Source organism: Puniceicoccus vermicola, from assembly GCF_014230055.1.
In the GTDB taxonomy this organism is placed as follows: domain Bacteria; phylum Verrucomicrobiota; class Verrucomicrobiia; order Opitutales; family Puniceicoccaceae; genus Puniceicoccus; species Puniceicoccus vermicola.
The window spans coordinates 93162-107760 of the sequence record NZ_JACHVA010000040.1 but is presented as its reverse complement, the minus strand read 5'-3'; the positions used below and the strand labels follow the sequence as shown (position 1 = coordinate 107760).

General features: G+C 55.6%; 14 protein-coding genes. 9 read left to right on the top strand and 5 right to left on the bottom strand.

Features of this window, described 5'->3' with window-relative positions; genetic code table 11:
- Positions 1–91: 91 nt before the first annotated feature.
- Positions 92–1276: a saccharopine dehydrogenase family protein gene (locus H5P30_RS04015; protein ID WP_185691672.1), complete on the top strand. Its 1185-nt coding sequence runs from the start codon at positions 92–94 to the stop codon at positions 1274–1276.
- On the top strand, positions 1273–2448 hold the full coding sequence (gene nspC, locus H5P30_RS04010) for a carboxynorspermidine decarboxylase (RefSeq protein ID WP_221774273.1): 1176 nt from the start codon (positions 1273–1275) through the stop codon (positions 2446–2448). Before H5P30_RS04015 ends, nspC begins: the two co-directional genes overlap by 4 nt.
- On the opposite strand, the gene H5P30_RS04005 is transcribed toward nspC, so the two are convergent.
- The gene (locus H5P30_RS04005) at positions 2445–3251 is read right to left on the bottom strand and encodes an Fpg/Nei family DNA glycosylase (RefSeq protein ID WP_185691671.1); all 807 of its coding nucleotides are present in this window, start codon (positions 3249–3251) and stop codon (positions 2445–2447) included. The two genes, nspC and H5P30_RS04005, sit on opposite strands and share 4 nt — an antisense overlap.
- A 170-nt stretch (positions 3252–3421) precedes the next feature.
- Between H5P30_RS04005 and efp the strand changes: the two genes are divergently transcribed.
- Both efp and H5P30_RS03995 read left to right on the top strand, forming a co-directional pair.
- The gene (gene efp, locus H5P30_RS04000; protein WP_185691670.1) at positions 3422–3979 is read left to right on the top strand and encodes an elongation factor P; all 558 of its coding nucleotides are present in this window, start codon (positions 3422–3424) and stop codon (positions 3977–3979) included.
- An 80-nt stretch (positions 3980–4059) separates the two neighbouring features.
- Positions 4060–4506 carry a hypothetical protein gene (locus tag H5P30_RS03995; RefSeq protein WP_185691669.1) on the top strand — a complete coding sequence of 149 codons (447 nt, stop codon included), beginning with the start codon at positions 4060–4062 and terminating at the stop codon, positions 4504–4506.
- Positions 4507–4510: 4 nt separating this feature from the next.
- On the opposite strand, the gene H5P30_RS03990 is transcribed toward H5P30_RS03995, so the two are convergent.
- Positions 4511–6004: a transglutaminase-like domain-containing protein gene (locus H5P30_RS03990; RefSeq protein ID WP_185691668.1), complete on the bottom strand. Its 1494-nt coding sequence runs from the start codon at positions 6002–6004 to the stop codon at positions 4511–4513.
- Positions 6005–6089: 85 nt separating this feature from the next.
- Here H5P30_RS03990 and polX point away from each other — a divergent pair, with 85 nt between their 5' ends.
- Positions 6090–7823 (top strand): DNA polymerase/3'-5' exonuclease PolX, encoded by a 1734-nt coding sequence (gene polX, locus H5P30_RS03985; RefSeq protein WP_185691667.1) that lies wholly within the window; start codon positions 6090–6092, stop codon positions 7821–7823.
- Positions 7824–8075: 252 nt separating this feature from the next.
- On the opposite strand, the gene H5P30_RS03980 is transcribed toward polX, so the two are convergent.
- Positions 8076–8534 (bottom strand): hypothetical protein, encoded by a 459-nt coding sequence (locus H5P30_RS03980; protein WP_185691666.1) that lies wholly within the window; start codon positions 8532–8534, stop codon positions 8076–8078.
- 79 nt (positions 8535–8613) lie between these two features.
- Here H5P30_RS03980 and H5P30_RS03975 point away from each other — a divergent pair, with 79 nt between their 5' ends.
- The 4 genes from H5P30_RS03975 to H5P30_RS03960 all read left to right on the top strand — a co-directional run bounded on the left by H5P30_RS03975 (position 8614) and on the right by H5P30_RS03960 (position 11683).
- Positions 8614–9330 (top strand): exosortase-associated EpsI family protein, encoded by a 717-nt coding sequence (locus H5P30_RS03975; protein WP_185691665.1) that lies wholly within the window; start codon positions 8614–8616, stop codon positions 9328–9330.
- Between the two features lie 21 nt (positions 9331–9351).
- Entirely contained in the window at positions 9352–9738 is a 387-nt protein-coding gene (locus tag H5P30_RS03970) for a DUF2237 family protein (RefSeq protein WP_185691664.1), read from the top strand.
- A 19-nt stretch (positions 9739–9757) separates the two neighbouring features.
- Entirely contained in the window at positions 9758–11083 is a 1326-nt protein-coding gene (locus H5P30_RS03965) for a mechanosensitive ion channel family protein (RefSeq protein WP_185691663.1), read from the top strand.
- A 75-nt stretch (positions 11084–11158) separates the two neighbouring features.
- The gene (locus tag H5P30_RS03960) at positions 11159–11683 is read left to right on the top strand and encodes a hypothetical protein (RefSeq protein ID WP_185691662.1); all 525 of its coding nucleotides are present in this window, start codon (positions 11159–11161) and stop codon (positions 11681–11683) included.
- A gap of 60 nt (positions 11684–11743) precedes the next feature.
- Here H5P30_RS03960 and H5P30_RS03955 read toward each other — a convergent pair whose 3' ends face one another.
- Both H5P30_RS03955 and H5P30_RS03950 read right to left on the bottom strand, forming a co-directional pair.
- Positions 11744–12982 (bottom strand): DUF1501 domain-containing protein, encoded by a 1239-nt coding sequence (locus H5P30_RS03955; RefSeq protein ID WP_185691661.1) that lies wholly within the window; start codon positions 12980–12982, stop codon positions 11744–11746.
- 10 nt (positions 12983–12992) lie between these two features.
- The gene (locus tag H5P30_RS03950) at positions 12993–14477 is read right to left on the bottom strand and encodes a DUF1800 family protein (protein ID WP_185691660.1); all 1485 of its coding nucleotides are present in this window, start codon (positions 14475–14477) and stop codon (positions 12993–12995) included.
- Between the last annotated feature and the right edge of the window lie 122 nt (positions 14478–14599).

The following is a 14599-nucleotide window of genomic DNA, read 5'->3' as shown; positions in this document are numbered from 1 at the left end:
GCCTACCATGTGTACCGGTTCCGTAACGGTGCTGAATATTTAACCGATTCTTCCTCTTGGCGAAGAGGCTACAAACTGTTAGCCGTGTTGTATGGCAAAAGTGATCATTATTGGTGCTGGAGGTGTCGGCGGTGTCGTCGCTCACAAGTGCGCGCAAGTGCCCGAAGTTTTCGAAGAAATCGTTCTGGCTAGCCGCACGGAGTCGAAGTGCAAGGCAATTGCCGCTGAGATTGGCCGCGACGTGCGCACAGCGCAGATCGATGCCGATGACGTCCCGGCTCTGACCGCATTTCTCGAGAAGGAGAAGCCGGATCTGGTGATCAATGTGGCCCTGCCTTATCAGGATCTTTCGATCATGGATGCCTGCCTCGCTGCGGGAGTCAATTACCTCGATACGGCCAACTATGAGCCGCCGGAAACCGCGAAGTTTGAGTATTCTTGGCAGTGGGCATATCAAGAGCGTTTTAAGGAGAAGGGTTTGATGGCACTTCTCGGCTCCGGGTTCGATCCTGGCGTGACCAACGTCTTCACCGCCTGGATGGCGAAGCACGACTTTGAGGAGATTCACGAGCTCGACATCATCGACGCGAATGCGGGCAACCACGGGATGCCCTTCGCGACCAACTTTAATCCCGAGATCAATATCCGCGAGGTCACCGCTCCTTGCCGCCACTTCGAAAATGGGGAGTGGGTCGAGACGCCGGCGCTTTCGACCAAGAATAGCTTCGATTTCCCGGAAGGCATTGGGCCGATGAACATCTACCGGATGTATCACGAAGAGTTGGAGTCTTTGACCAAGAACATCCAAGGCCTGAAATCGGCCCGGTTCTGGATGACTTTTTCCGACAATTATCTGAAGCACCTCGAGGTCTTGCAGAATGTCGGGATGACCCGGATTGATCCGGTCGAGTATCAGGGGCAGCAGATCATTCCTCTCCAGTTCCTCAAAGCCGTCCTTCCCGATCCCGCCAGCCTCGGTCCATTGACCAAAGGGCGCACTTGCATCGGATGTATCGCTGACGGGGTTCGTGACGGAGAGCGCAAAAAGGTCTACGTCTACAACATCTGCAATCACGAGGATTGCTACAAGGAGGTGAAGTCTCAGGCCATCTCCTACACGACTGGCGTCCCGGCAATGATCGGTGCCAAGATGATGCTTACCGGAAAGTGGAGCGGAGAAGGCGTCTTCAACATGGAGCAAATGGATCCGGATCCTTTCATGGAAGACTTGAACCAGTACGGCCTTCCCTGGACTCGCGTGGAGATCCCGGTTTGAGCGATATTCCCATTCACTTTCCGACTGGCGATGAGCTGAAACTCATTCTTCGCGAGTCGGATAGCCCGTCCTACGTCATGGTGGAGAGGGCTTTTCGGGAGAATCTCGAGAAGCTGCGCCGGGTGAAGGACGAGAGTGGGGCGACGGTGTTGCTGGCACTGAAAGGCTTTGCCTGCCGCCCTCTGCTCCCACTCGTTGGACAATATGTCGATGGGGCCTGTGCGAGTTCGCCTCACGAGGCACAACTCGCCCGCGAAGAAGTGGGTGGAGAGGTTCACATCTTTGCGCCGGCCTACCGCAAAGAGGATTTTGAGGTATCCCTGCCCCTGGTGAATCACGTGGTCTTCAACTCGCTGTCGCAAAAGGATCGTTGGATCGAGTTTGCCCGGGAGGGAAATGGTTCCATCGATTTCGGGTTGCGGGTGAATCCTGAACATTCCGAGGGGCACACTCCTCTCTATGATCCGTGCTCACCGGGCTCGCGCTTGGGGATCCGCTCGGAAGAGTTGTCCGAGGCCTCTTTGGAGGGGATCGACGGCCTGCATTTTCACACTCTCTGTGAGCATAATTCTGATGCCTTGGAGAGGACTTTGGCAGTTGTGGTAGAAAAATTTGGCTGGTGCTTTCCTCATCTGAAATGGATCAATTTCGGAGGAGGGCATCACGTCACCCGAGACGATTATGATATTGATCGACTCATCCGGATCGTTCGGGAGTTCCGCGAAAAAACGGGGCTAAAGGTTTACTTGGAGCCGGGCGAGGCCTTCGGCTTGAACACCGGAGTCTTGGTGACCACGGTTCTCGATATCACAGAGAATCACGGTCGCAATGTGATTTTGGATACATCGGTCACGGCGCACATGCCCGATGTCCTCGAAATGCCCTATCGACCCGAAATCTACGGAGCCGCTCGGCCCAATGAGAAGCCCTATACCTATCGTCTCGGGGGGCTGACCTGCCTGGCTGGCGACGTGATCGGAGAATATTCTTTCGATCAACCTCTCGAGGTTGGCGACCGAATCGTATTCGGAGACATGGGTCATTATACCATGGTGAAGAATACCACCTTTAACGGGATTCAGCTTCCCTCCATCGCGGTGCTGCGGGAGAACGGGGAATTCGAAACCGCGCGGCGTTTCGGATACGAGACGTTTCGGGACAGGCTGGGTTAAGGCGCTTTACCCTGTCGGGCCGGAGAGTAGCAGGTGGTCCGTCCGCCTACCTGAATCCGGGCCAGAGGTTTTTCCGTTTTCGGGCAAATGCCTCCATCTTTCCAGCGGTGACGAAATAGCCAACTTTGGGGAGGGTCGGACCAGTCAGGGGCAATGACCCGCATCGCGTCGCGACATACTTCACGGAGGCACTGGTAGAGCGCAGAGATCTCTTTTTCGCTCAGTTGGCCTCCGCGCTTTTCGGGATGAACAGCGGCCCGCCAGAGGATCTCGTCTGCCATCCAATTCCCGATTCCGGGAAAATGTTTCTGGTCCAGAAGTAGCGATTTGGCGGGAGTCTTGGAACGTCTTCTCAGGCTCTCGCGGAAAATCTCTTCGGTGTAGTCATCATCGAGAAGGTTGCGCCCGGCCTGAGTCCACCAATCTGGTTCCTCCGGTCCGCGATGCCAGAGAATCCGGCCAAAATATCGAGTATCTCTGAAAATGAGAACGCTGGGTTCGAGGTGAATGACCAAGTGGTCGTGTTTGTGCGGTTCGAACGTCTCGGGAGACTGACAGAAGAGCTTTCCGGCCATGCCGAGATGAACCCCGAGCCAGCCTTCTTCCCCAAATCGGAAAAGCATTTGTTTCCCATGGGCCCGCGCTTCGCTGAATTGGCTTCCGGTTAAGCTCTTGGTCAGATCCTCGGTGTCCGTCCCTCGGAAAACCCTGTTTTTCTCATGCAGGTCAATCTTTTGCACAGTTTGGCCGAGCGCCGGCTCCCAGCGCCTCTTGTAGTATTCCACTTCCGCAAGTTCGGGCATGGCTGGGAGCGAAGCTATCTTTTCCCGGAAAAGCAAATTTCCCCGCAACCTTTGCAAAAAGGGGTCTGGTTTAAAATGGATGACGGAGGCCGAAAGCTGACGGGAGGAGGGAAACTTCCCCGTTCTTCCCCCTTGTCATCGGCGCGGATTCTGGTTTCTTTTGCCTGTTTATGGCATCACCAACCGAAATTCGAAAAGGTCGAGTCATCGACTACCAGAGCGCTCCCCACCTCGTACTGGAAATGCTTCACCGCACCCAGGGCCGTCAGGCCGGGTTTGTTCAGGCTACGCTCCGCAACCTCAATACCGGATCCACCACCACCCAGAAGTTCCGTTCGACGGAGTCGGTGGAGTTCATGCACACCGAGAATTTGCGCCTCGAGTTCAGCTACGAAGATCAGGACGGCTATCATTTTCTCCACCCGGAGACCTTTGAGGATACGATGATTCCGTTTGATTTGCTGGAAGACAAGAAGGCCTATCTGACCGAAAACCAGGAGTATGACATTCTTCATGTGGATGGTCGCCCGGTGCAGGTCCAGCTGCCATCTTCCGTGGAAATGGATGTGGCGGAAGCTCCCGAGGGTCTTCGGGGAGATACGGCCAGTGCCGCGCAGAAGCCCGCAGTGACGACGACGGGGATTACCGTTCAAGTGCCCCTGTTCATCAAGCCGGGAGACCGCATCAAGGTGAGCACGGACAACGGCTCGTACCTCGGTCGCGTCTAGTCTTGAGCTCTTGGAGTCGGAGGCCGCTGCAGAAGCGGTTCTTGACTTTGGACCCATTCTTCACCCTAGCTTGATAGCCTATGCCCGGTCGTAAAGTTGAAATGGATCTTCTCAAGCGTGTTCTCCAGCGCAACGAACTCGATGTCCGTCAGGTCAGCCAGATCATTGAGGACATCAATAAGGAGTTGGAGAAAGAGGAAGAACCGAAGGCTCCGCCCGTAAAAAAGGAGTTTTCGATCATGGTCTCGGACCCCGAGGGCAAGCTGCAAGGCATCGACCTCACGGGTTGGGTAGTCCAAATTCCCGAAGGGGAAAGCCCTCAGTTGGCCAAGGACAAGATCATCCGGGCCGCGTACGAGTTCAATACAACCCCGAAGGGGCGCCGTTTCCCGGTGGAGACGATTGGTGAGGCTTGTGAGACGGTTACCGCCCGCCACTTCAAGGAGCAGGGGATCTGGGTGAAGACCAAGGAGCCGGTCTTGCTCGTCCGCACGGACAACAAGATTCCCAAAGAAACGAGCGAGTAAGTTTCTATCGGTCCACCGAGACCGAGGACACTTTTATTTGAGTCTGTCCCAGATATTGGGACAAGGTAAGGACGTCCTCAGTGAGAGAGGGGTCCATCAGATCGGTGGTGGAGAAGAGGATGCGAATCGGAGCGGGTTCGGCGGTTCCGAAGGCGGCATCGATGTCGAGCCACTGGCTTCCATTCCAGAATTGGGCCCACATGTGATAGCCCATGGTGGGTTGGCCGTCGGCATCGAGAAAGTAGACCACTCCGGAAGCTCCGCGCGTGGGAATGCCGGCCGCCCGTCCCAGTGCGGTGAGGAGGAGGGCATGCTCCGTGCAGTCGCCCTCGCTGAGGGCCACAGTTTCTGATGCAGTGGCGAATCCCATGTCCATGGATTTGATCGAGATCGCCTCGTCGGCAATGCGGACAAGCTCGCGGACCCGATCTTCGGGAGAGAGTTCGTCCAGTCCGGCGTTCTCGATGAGCTCGGCGATTGCCGGATCTTCAAAATCGACGAGTGGGGAGGGTTGAAGATAAACTTCGTCCAAAGGGGAGTTCCCGGCGAACTGGAGTTCACCCCGCTGGACGGTCACTTCAAAGGTTCCCTGATCGATCCGTTTGACGCTCTGGTAGGCACTGTCGGGAAGGCCTTCGACGATATTGCCGTTCGACTGAACGAGGAAGGTCACCGTCTCGGCGTTGTCGGGAATGGCTTTATTGAGGGGAATGAGGGTATTGGTAAAGAGATCGGGCGGGGAAAAGGAGGACTTTGCTCGGGCTTCATCGGAGCCGAGAAGGGTGATGTCCATTCCTCCGAGTGGCATATTCATGCGCAGGAGAGTTCCGTCGGTCTCAATCCACGCGGTCAGCTTCAAGGGGAGGAATCCGAGCTGCAGGGTTTGCTGGATCTTTGTCGAAGGGACCTTTTTCCCGTCGACCGTAACGTTTTCCTCGCCGATGACCGTGGTCGAAACTGGAAGCGTGCGGTCGAGAACCAGATCCGGGACGTAGATTTGGTTTTCGAGTGTCTCTCCGGGCTGAAGGTTTCGTTTCTCCAGCTCCCGGACATAGCTCCAGCTGAGGACGAAGCCGGGATCGAGCTCGATGTCTCGTGACCAGGAGCGGGTATTGTCGGTGGTCTCCACATGGGCGCCATCGGGGCTGAATTTCACTCTCTGAGTCTTGGTTCGTTGGCCTTCCCGGTTCACGGAGACCATCGAGATAGGAGTGCCGTCGAGTTTTTCGCGGGTTTTGCTCGTGCTGATCGTGGTGATGGCCGTATCTCCGCGGCCCATTTTCATGAAGCTATCCTCGAGGGTGAGGATCTCTTCTCCTTGTCGCTCGAGGACGGTGTGTGTGTAGCCGACTTTCGACCCGTTGATGTACATCTCCGACCACTCTTCGGAAAAAATTCCTTCCGGAGGATCGTCGACATCGATATCGACGCCGAAGGTCTGCCCGGCCGCGGGCATCAGAGAAAGGAGAAGGGCGGGGAGATAAAGCAGGAACTTCATGGCATTGATCGTGGGATTGAAATCGCTCGAGTCGATCCCGCAATGCGGTTGCCTGTCCGCCGAGGAATGGACAATTTGGTGAACTATGCCGAAGGATCGCGATGAGATTGTTGAAATTCTGGAGGAGATCGCCGTGCTGCTCCAAATCAAAGGAGAGAACGCTTTCAAAATCCGGGCCTACGAAAACGGAGCTCGAGCGCTAGAGCGAAACTCCGAATCGCTCGAAACCTTGGTCGAGGAGGGACGCTTGCAGGATCTCGACGGAGTGGGGAAGGCGCTCGCCGAGAAGGTCGAAACCCTCTTTCGAACCGGAGAGCTCGAGTATTACGAGAAGCTGAAAAAGGAAATCCCGGAGGGGTTGCGGGAGATGGTTGGCATTTCGGGTCTCGGGGGGAAGACGATCCATAAGCTGAACCAAGAGCTCGGTGTGGACTCCCTGGACTCGTTGCGCGAGGCCTGTGAGTCCGGCAAAGTGGCGGCTTTGAAGGGGTTTGGCGAGAAGAGTGCGGCAAAGATTCTCAAAGGTCTGGAGAATCTGGAGAAGTTTTCCCAGCGACAGCTTCTTTCTTCGGCCGAGGAAGTGGCCCTCCCGGTCTTGGAAGGTTTGAAAAAATTAAAGGCGGTTCAGCGGGCGGAGATTGCCGGTAGTCTGCGGCGCCGCAAAGAAACGGTTGGTGATCTGGATTTCATTGTCGCTTCTGAGGATCCGGAATCGGTCATGGACTGGTTTGTCGGGCAAGAGGGGGTGACGGAGGTGTCCGCCCACGGGAAGACGAAATCGAGTGTCCGTTTCGAGGGGGGGCTGCAAGCCGATATCAGGGTCGTCTCCGAAGTCCAATTCCCCGCAGCTCTTCATCATTTTACCGGATCGAAGGATCACAATGTCATGATGCGCAAGCGAGCCCTCGAGAGGGGGTTGAGCCTGAGCGAGTGGGGACTCTTGCAGAAAGGAGGCGAGGGGGATCACGAATCCGTTGCGGACGAGGCCGGTTTGTTCGAACGCTTGGGCCTCGAGTGGATTCCCCCGGAACTGCGCGAAGGCGGTGATGAGATCGAATGGGCCGAATCGGGAAATCTCCCGAATCTAATCGAGTTGGACGATGTCCGGGGCGCTCTTCATAACCACACGAAGGCTTCCGATGGGCGGGGGACTCTTGCCGAAATGGCGGCCGCCGCCGACGAGCTTGGCTGGGATTATCTCGGGATCGCCGATCACAGCCGTTCCAGTTTTCAAGCCAATGGCCTGACCGAAGAGCGGCTTCGTGAGCAGGTGAAGGAGATTCGTGAGTTTAACAAAAAGGGTGGGGCTAAGGTCCACCTCTTCGCCGGGACGGAGTGCGATATTCTCAAGGATGGGTCACTCGATTTCTCTGACGAGCTTCTGGCCGAGATGGACTATGTGGTAGCTGCGATCCACCAGGGAGGGTTTGGCCAGGACCGGGATACGGTGACGAAGCGGATTGTACGGGCCCTCGAGCATCCTTCCGTGACCTTTCTCGCTCATCCCACGGGGCGCCTCTTGCTCCAGCGCGAGCCCTATCCCGTCGATCTCGCCAAAGTGATCGACGCGGCGGCGGCGAACGGGAAATGGATCGAGATCAACGCCCACCCGGTTCGATTGGATATGGACTGGCGGGAGTGGAACCGTGCTCGTGAAAAGGGGGTACTGGCTCACTTAAGTCCCGACGCGCACCGTCCTTCCGGACTGGCTTACGTGAAATACGGGGTCGATATGGCCCGTAAGGCGGGTTTAGCTGCCGATGAGGTCGTCAATACCCGCGATTTAGCGGGAATGAAAAAGCTTCTCGGCGTCGATTAGCCGGAGAGAGACGAGATCGATTCGGGAAGAGGGCTATTTTTACCGGAATGGCAGTTTAGGGAGATCCTCTTTGTAAGAATCTTTTTTCAGTCGTCTCTGAGTTTCCTTCCTGCAAATAGAAGGAGAATCCGAATCCAAACTCCTCCCTTGATCGCAGGGGAGGGGGATCCGCGCTAGCGGGTGGAGGGGTTCCGGGCCAATCAGTGGCGTTTGGCAATCATTGGGTCACAGGTCTTTAACCTGCCATCCCCCTCAATACCCGGCCATTTCTCTCTGGAGGTTCTCCTTGATCCGCTTGCGAATTTTGTCGATGCGGACCGGAGGAGTGTAGCGTTTGGTCGGCTTGCCGGTTACGTCCACGGAGTAGGAATTCGAGTACCCATCGATGACGGTCTGCTGGAAGAGGAAGGTGAAAATCGATTCGGCAAAAACGCTCGTTTTCTTGACTTGGATCATGCCGCTGTCGCCCTCGGTCCCTGCGTCGACGGCTTCCCATCCTTCCTGGTAGGCCGCGTTGAAGATCGCTTGACGGATTTGGAGCATCGAAAGCCGTTTCGGAAGATTCAGGTGAATGACCTTATTCCCGTAGATCGTGGCCGCAGGGTGGATCAAATTAGACGTGTCCGCCGGGCTGGTCGCTGTTTTAGGAGCAGTCGAGCAGCCAGCCAAAAAAGTGAAAAGAAAAATGGCAAAAATCGCGGGTATTTTCATACTGTACAATAGTTTCTTATCCACATCTCCCCGCTCGTAAACGTTTTTCGCACCACTTCGGTGCCCTCCGCTCTCTCTCATGAAGAAAATATTCCCATTTCTCGGATTTGCGGTCCTCGCAGTCCTCATCGTCTTCAATTTTTATAATCCCTTCACGGCCGAGGTGGAGGAGGGCCGAGGCGCGCACGTGGGGGAGTATGTTCCCTCTGAGCTCACAGGTTGGAGCGTGAAGGATAAAAAGCTGGGCGAGACGGAATCCGTGGAGGCCCGCGCCGCTTCGATTCTCGACTTGGACGATTTTGTTTACCGGAATTTCTCGCGAAAGGGCGGCGAAGAGTTTTTTGAGGTCTATGTGGCCTACTGGTCCCCGGGATCCGCCTCGATCGTTGATGTAAACGCCCATACCCCGGATCGCTGCTGGACGAAGAATGGCTGGGACATTGTCAATAAAGAGCACCGGGTCGAGAATATGTGCGGCGATGACCTCCTACTGCCCGCGGAAAAGCGCACATTTGAGATTCAGGGCAATGAGCAGTACGTTTATTTCTGGCATCTGGTCGGAGGAGAAGCTTACGAGTACGGGAAGCGAACCAATCAGTTTCCCACTCCCTATGCCTATGTCCGCGACTTCCTGAAGTCGAAGGTCCTGGGAACTGGGGAACAATACTTCATCCGGATCAACACCAACATTCCTTTGGACACATTGTGGAGAAACAACCAATTCCAAGAAGTCCTCGCCGATCTTTCCGGCCTGGGACTGACCATGGAAAAGGACGATGTGAACGTCTCCTCCTAGGAGGCACGGGGCCTGAAGAAGATGATTGCTGAGATTCAGAAAAACGTCCTGGGCGAGGCCCTGATTCCGTGCTGTCTCGATCCCATCACCGGGTTTTCCCGGAATGGATCCTGTGAGGTGCCGACTGAGGACTATGGATTGCATGCTGTCTGCGCAGTTATGACTGCGGAGTTTCTCGAATTCACGCGTGATCGTGGAAATGACCTCTCCACCGCTATTCCCGAATGGGGATTCCCTGGCCTCAATCCCGGAGACCACTGGTGCTTGTGCGCAAGCCGATGGCAGGAGGCTTTTAATGTGGGTAAAGCTCCTCCGGTCATTTTGGAAGCGACGCACGAGAGGGCCTTGGAGATTATCAAGATCGCAGATTTGAAGAGCAAAGCCGTTGTCGTTGACGACGAGGACTGAGCTGTTGATGTTTAGTCAGATGTTCGCCTCTATCGCCGCCGCTACTGCAGCTTCCTCTCCGTCTACGGATTTATTTTTATGGGTCGGAGTCGAAGGAAACGTTTGGGAAGTTTTGCTCGTTACGGCGAAGGTTCTTGCTCTGGTTGCAGGATGTGTCGTCGTCAATTGGATTGGGAAGAACGTTTTGGTTCGAGTGGTTCGCGCCATTATCAAGGGGACAAAAACCAAGCGTGATGATGTCTTCCTGGAATCCGGGGCGATCACTCGTTTCTCGCACATCCTCCCGGCGCTCGTTGTCCATTTTTCCACACCTTTCCTCTTCGAGCACGAGAAGGTGAAGAGTGCGGTCAGTTCGGCGGTCTCCATCTATCTCATCTTTATCTCACTCTTCGTGCTGGATGGGGTGTTGAATGCCCTCCACCGTCTCGCCGCCCAATCACCGCGGGCCAAGAATCTTCCCCTCAAGGGCTTTATCCAAGCGACAAAATTGATCGCGAACCTGATTGGGTTGATCTTCATCGTTTCGGTCCTTTTCAATAAAACACCGTTCTTAATTTTCTCAGGGCTCGGTGCTTTGACCGCCGTCCTTATTTTGATTTTTCGCGATGCGATCCTCGGGTTTGTTGCCGGGATTCAGCTTTCGGTGAATAATATGGTCCGGCCCGGTGACTGGATCGAGATGTCCTCGAACAATGCGAATGGGGACGTTCTCGATGTTTCCCTGACCACGGTTAAAGTTCAAAACTTCGACAAGACGATCACCAGCATTCCGGCCTACGATCTGATCTCGAAGTCGTTCATTAACTGGCGGGGAATGTCTGAATCCGGTGGTCGCCGGATCAAGCGTTCATTGCGCATCGACATGCGGAGCATTCGCTTCGTGGATGATGAACTTCTCGCCGAGTTGCAGCGGATCCAAATCCTCAAGCCGTATTTGGAAAATCGCCTCAAAGAAATTCACGAGTCGAATGAAGAGAATCAGATCGACGAGGACATGCCAGTCAATGGACGGCGATTGACGAATGTCGGTTGCTTCCGCGCTTACTGTGAGGCTTATCTCCGCAAGGATGACCGGATCCGCAAGGATATGACTTTTCTTTTCCGCCAGCTGGAGCCGGACGGGAAAGGGCTTCCGATTCAGGTCTACGTGTTCACCGCCACGACGAATTGGGTCCGTTACGAATCCATCCAAGCCGATATTTTTGACCATTTCATTGCCGCCCTTCCTCGCTTCGGTTTGTCGGTCTACCAAGATCCGAGTGGCGGAGATCTCGAGCGGGGATTTGTGAAGATCGCGGCTCGGAACGACTCGACCTCTCCCTCGGGGGATTTCAACCTCTCCTAAGAGCGGATTTTCCGAATTTCTCGGATCTATTATTTGCGGTTGCCTACCGAGGCGCGGGGCCATTCTTATACTCTCATGAAAAAAGTCCTTTTAGTCCTCGGTTTTCTTTCGATTTGTTTGGTCCCTGCCAAGGCACAGCTCTTGGGGCTTGAGGCGGGAGCATACGGTTCCTACTGGAAACCGAAGGATTTGGATGAAGGACATGGCGGAGGAATCGTCGCCCGTGGCCAGATTTTTGGTTTCTTTGGCTTGGATGGGCGCGTCGGGTATTTCAAATTCGATGATCCTTCGGTGGACATGGTCCCCATGGAAGTCACCGCCATGCTGCGTTTTCCCTTTCCACTGGTCTCCCCGTTTGTCGGGATCGGTGGGGGATATTACCAGTTCTCGGGCGAAAAAGGATTCTCCTTGGATGATTCTACCGGATATTTCGGGGCCGCAGGTCTAGACGTCACTTTGGGGGATCTCCGGGTCTTCTTCGAATGGCGTTACCAGTCGCTTGAAGCCGAGGTCGACAAGACAGGCGGCGGCTATGTTCGAGGTCAGGATCTGGACTTCAGCGGAAATGGGTTCACCTTGGGTGTGACCTATTTCTTCTGATTCTTACGAGGAGACTCTCTCTCGGGATCGGGATTTTTCCCAATCCCTCTGTCGTTCCGTTCAGACGATCGGAAGGGTTTCAAACGGGCGACCCAGCACTGGTTCGGACGGGCAGTTCAGCCAGTTCTCAAGAACGGAGGCGTAAACGCTGCGAAAATCGATTTCGTGGGAGAGGTCTCCGTTTTCAGGGACGTCGAGCGAGGGCGCATCTCCGTAGATCGGGGTTTTGACTCCGCTGCCCATAACGAAGAGCGGGGCGGCGGTGCCGTGATCGGTTCCCTTGCTCTCATTCTCAAGCGGACGGCGACCGAATTCGGAGAAGGTCATGGTCGTCACCTGCGAATCCAGACCGTCACTTTCCAGATCATTCTGAAAGGCGAGGAGAGCTCCCGACAATTCGCTGAGGAGCTTGGCTTGCCGTCCTTCCTGATTGCTGTGGGTGTCAAATCCACCCAGCGAGACAAAATAGACCCGGGTGTCGAGGCCAGCGCGAATCATGCGGGCGACGTTGTCGAGAGATTTGGCCAGCCGGGAATTCGGATAGGGGGAGGCGGACTGGTTATTCTTTAATATCCGGCCGATGCGTTCGTCCATGGCGAGCGCGTCCAGGTAGGTATGACTGAGAAAATGGGCGGGTTCCGGTGTTTCTTTTCCCTCGGTCAGGGCAAAGCTCTCCAAGAGACCACGATCTCCTCCTCGACTTCCGGAAAGCTGATTGGAGGCGCCGTAAATGTTGAGGAAATTCTCGGAGTCAAAGACTTGAGGGGCTTGTTTCGTCAGGTAGATCCCCTCCGGGTCCTCCGAGGGTGCGCCTTCGCAAGCGTTGTCGAAAAACCGGGAGATCCAACCGGTCTGCCCGAGGTCGTCGGAGTCGGAGGCGGTTTCCCAAATCTCCATGGAACGAAAGTGACTTCGGTTCGGGTTGGGATAGCCGACGTTCTGCAGGACGCTGAGTTTGCCTTCCGAGAAAAGTCGGTGCATCTCGCTGCAGGAGGGGTGGAGGCCCACGGTATCGCCGAGCGGGAGAACCTCATTCTTCGGGATGCCCAGGGTGGGCCGCAGATTGTAGTAGCGGTCATCCTCATACGGAATGACGGTGTTCAGTCCATCGTTCCCCCCGGCAAGTTGAACGAGAACCAATATCGTTGAGTCCTTGTCCGGTCTTGGACTGCCCACTGCAGCCGCTCGGGCAACGAAGGATGGGGCGACTTGGCTCAGTGCGAGAAAGCCGAGGGCTTTTCCACTGGCGCGGAGAAACTCACGGCGGGTCGTTCGGGGAAGAAAGGCGTCGTCCATCATGGCATGTGTATCAGCTGAGTTGATATTGGGGTGATTGGATCACCGTGAGGACGACCGTCCGGATGCGTTCGGGCTTCGGATTCTCTCCGAGAAAGTCGCGAATCTTGCCGAGGTATTCGGGATCGGGTTTCGTCGCAAGGAGCTGATCCTGAATGTAGCGAATGACGTCTTCCGTCGACTTGCCTGTGAGCTGGGTCAGTTGCTGAGGCTTGAGGTAGAAGGGTCGGGATCCGGGCCTCGCTTCCTCACGCTCAACCCTCTGTTTATCATCAGCGTTGAGGCGCTTCATGGGGAGCGGATCGAAAAGGGCGTCTGCGGTTTGTCGGCGGGCGGCCAACTTTCCCGCATTGATCCAGGCTGCGCCCCCGATCCAGCCACGAACGTTAGGTGGGTCGAAAAGTTCCTGCCCCATGTCACGGAGGGGGCGAGTGGTGCGCTGGGGAAGGGGAGCCGGTTGGAGCCCAAGGCGCTGCAGGTTGCCCAAGTAAAACTGGATGGGGCTCTTGATCCGGGTGCCGCGGAAATCCTGAGCGTAGAATCCTCGCGAGGAGAAGAGGCGGCGGCGGAGGGCGTCGAGTTGGAAGTTCTCCTCCGCCCAGAGATCGCCGAGAAACCGCAACCGTTCTTCGGATATCGGATCCTGAGTCAGGTAGAACCGGATGGCTTCGGAGGGGAGGTAGGTGCGGGCGGCCGGTTGCTGGAAGACAATATCGATGATGTCGTCGCCGTCCCAATTCCCGGTTTTTTGGAAAAAGGTTTTGGTCCCGTTATCGCGTTGCTTCTCGACCTCCCGGTATTCGCCTTTGGGCAATCGGCGCCCAGTGAAGGAGCGGGCCGCTTGCTTGATGTCGGCTTCGGAGTAGTTTCCTTCGCCGAGAGTGAAGAGCTCAAGGAGCTCTCGGGCAAAATTCTCGTTCGGCTTCTTTTTCGAGCTGCGGTGCAGGTCGAGGTAGCGAACCATCGCGGGCTCACGGCTGAAGTCTTTGCAAAACTGGGGGTAGGGGAGATCCGACTTTTCTGCCATTGTGATCCAGTAGGAGCTGATCCAGCTGGGATCGCGAACGGTTCGGTTTTCCACGACCCAGACATCGGAGAGGAAGAGCTCCCATTTCGCCCGGAAGGCAGCATCGGGGTGGGAGGCACGCAGGAGCCACTCGTATTCGAAATCCTTGATGAACTCCCGGTACAGTTGGTTGCGCTCCCGATATACCATTCTCCGAGCTTCCCGGTCTTTGGTCTCGCGGGCCTTTTCCGAGAGGGAATCGTACTCGGCAATCTTTTTCTCGATCCATTCTGGGATGACAAGCGGGGTTTCGGGGAAGAATCTTTCGCAGCAGCCTTCGGCTGCTAAATCAGTGGCTTCCTCGACCAGGTCTGTCGTCGAGGCAAAACCAGCTCTTTCGAGAAAATGGCGGGCCTCTCCGGGACCCCAATCATCAGGGTGAACCGGCTCCCAAACGGCGAGCGTCGGAATTTGCTCAAAAGTAGGTGGCACGAGAACAGAAAGAGTAGCGGAAGAAGTCTCAAGACTATCTGCTTTTCCGCAGAAAACAATTCGAGAGTCTCCGCAGCGCTCCTTTTACAGAGAATTTCGAAATCCTCATCCGGCTTTAGGAG

What these genes read in the sequence shown, in the direction of transcription:
- H5P30_RS04015 (WP_185691672.1), top strand. Translation starts at nt 92, where the DNA reads ATGGCAAAAGTGATCATTATTGGTGCTGGAGGTGTCGGCGGTGTCGTC.
- H5P30_RS04005 (WP_185691671.1), bottom strand. Translation starts at nt 3,251, where the DNA reads ATGCCCGAACTTGCGGAAGTGGAATACTACAAGAGGCGCTGGGAGCCG.
- efp (WP_185691670.1), top strand. Translation starts at nt 3,422, where the DNA reads ATGGCATCACCAACCGAAATTCGAAAAGGTCGAGTCATCGACTACCAG.
- H5P30_RS03995 (WP_185691669.1), top strand. Translation starts at nt 4,060, where the DNA reads ATGCCCGGTCGTAAAGTTGAAATGGATCTTCTCAAGCGTGTTCTCCAG.
- H5P30_RS03990 (WP_185691668.1), bottom strand. Translation starts at nt 6,004, where the DNA reads ATGAAGTTCCTGCTTTATCTCCCCGCCCTTCTCCTTTCTCTGATGCCC.
- polX (WP_185691667.1), top strand. Translation starts at nt 6,090, where the DNA reads ATGCCGAAGGATCGCGATGAGATTGTTGAAATTCTGGAGGAGATCGCC.
- H5P30_RS03980 (WP_185691666.1), bottom strand. Translation starts at nt 8,534, where the DNA reads ATGAAAATACCCGCGATTTTTGCCATTTTTCTTTTCACTTTTTTGGCT.
- H5P30_RS03975 (WP_185691665.1), top strand. Translation starts at nt 8,614, where the DNA reads ATGAAGAAAATATTCCCATTTCTCGGATTTGCGGTCCTCGCAGTCCTC.
- H5P30_RS03970 (WP_185691664.1), top strand. Translation starts at nt 9,352, where the DNA reads ATGATTGCTGAGATTCAGAAAAACGTCCTGGGCGAGGCCCTGATTCCG.
- H5P30_RS03965 (WP_185691663.1), top strand. Translation starts at nt 9,758, where the DNA reads ATGTTCGCCTCTATCGCCGCCGCTACTGCAGCTTCCTCTCCGTCTACG.
- H5P30_RS03960 (WP_185691662.1), top strand. Translation starts at nt 11,159, where the DNA reads ATGAAAAAAGTCCTTTTAGTCCTCGGTTTTCTTTCGATTTGTTTGGTC.
- H5P30_RS03955 (WP_185691661.1), bottom strand. Translation starts at nt 12,982, where the DNA reads ATGATGGACGACGCCTTTCTTCCCCGAACGACCCGCCGTGAGTTTCTC.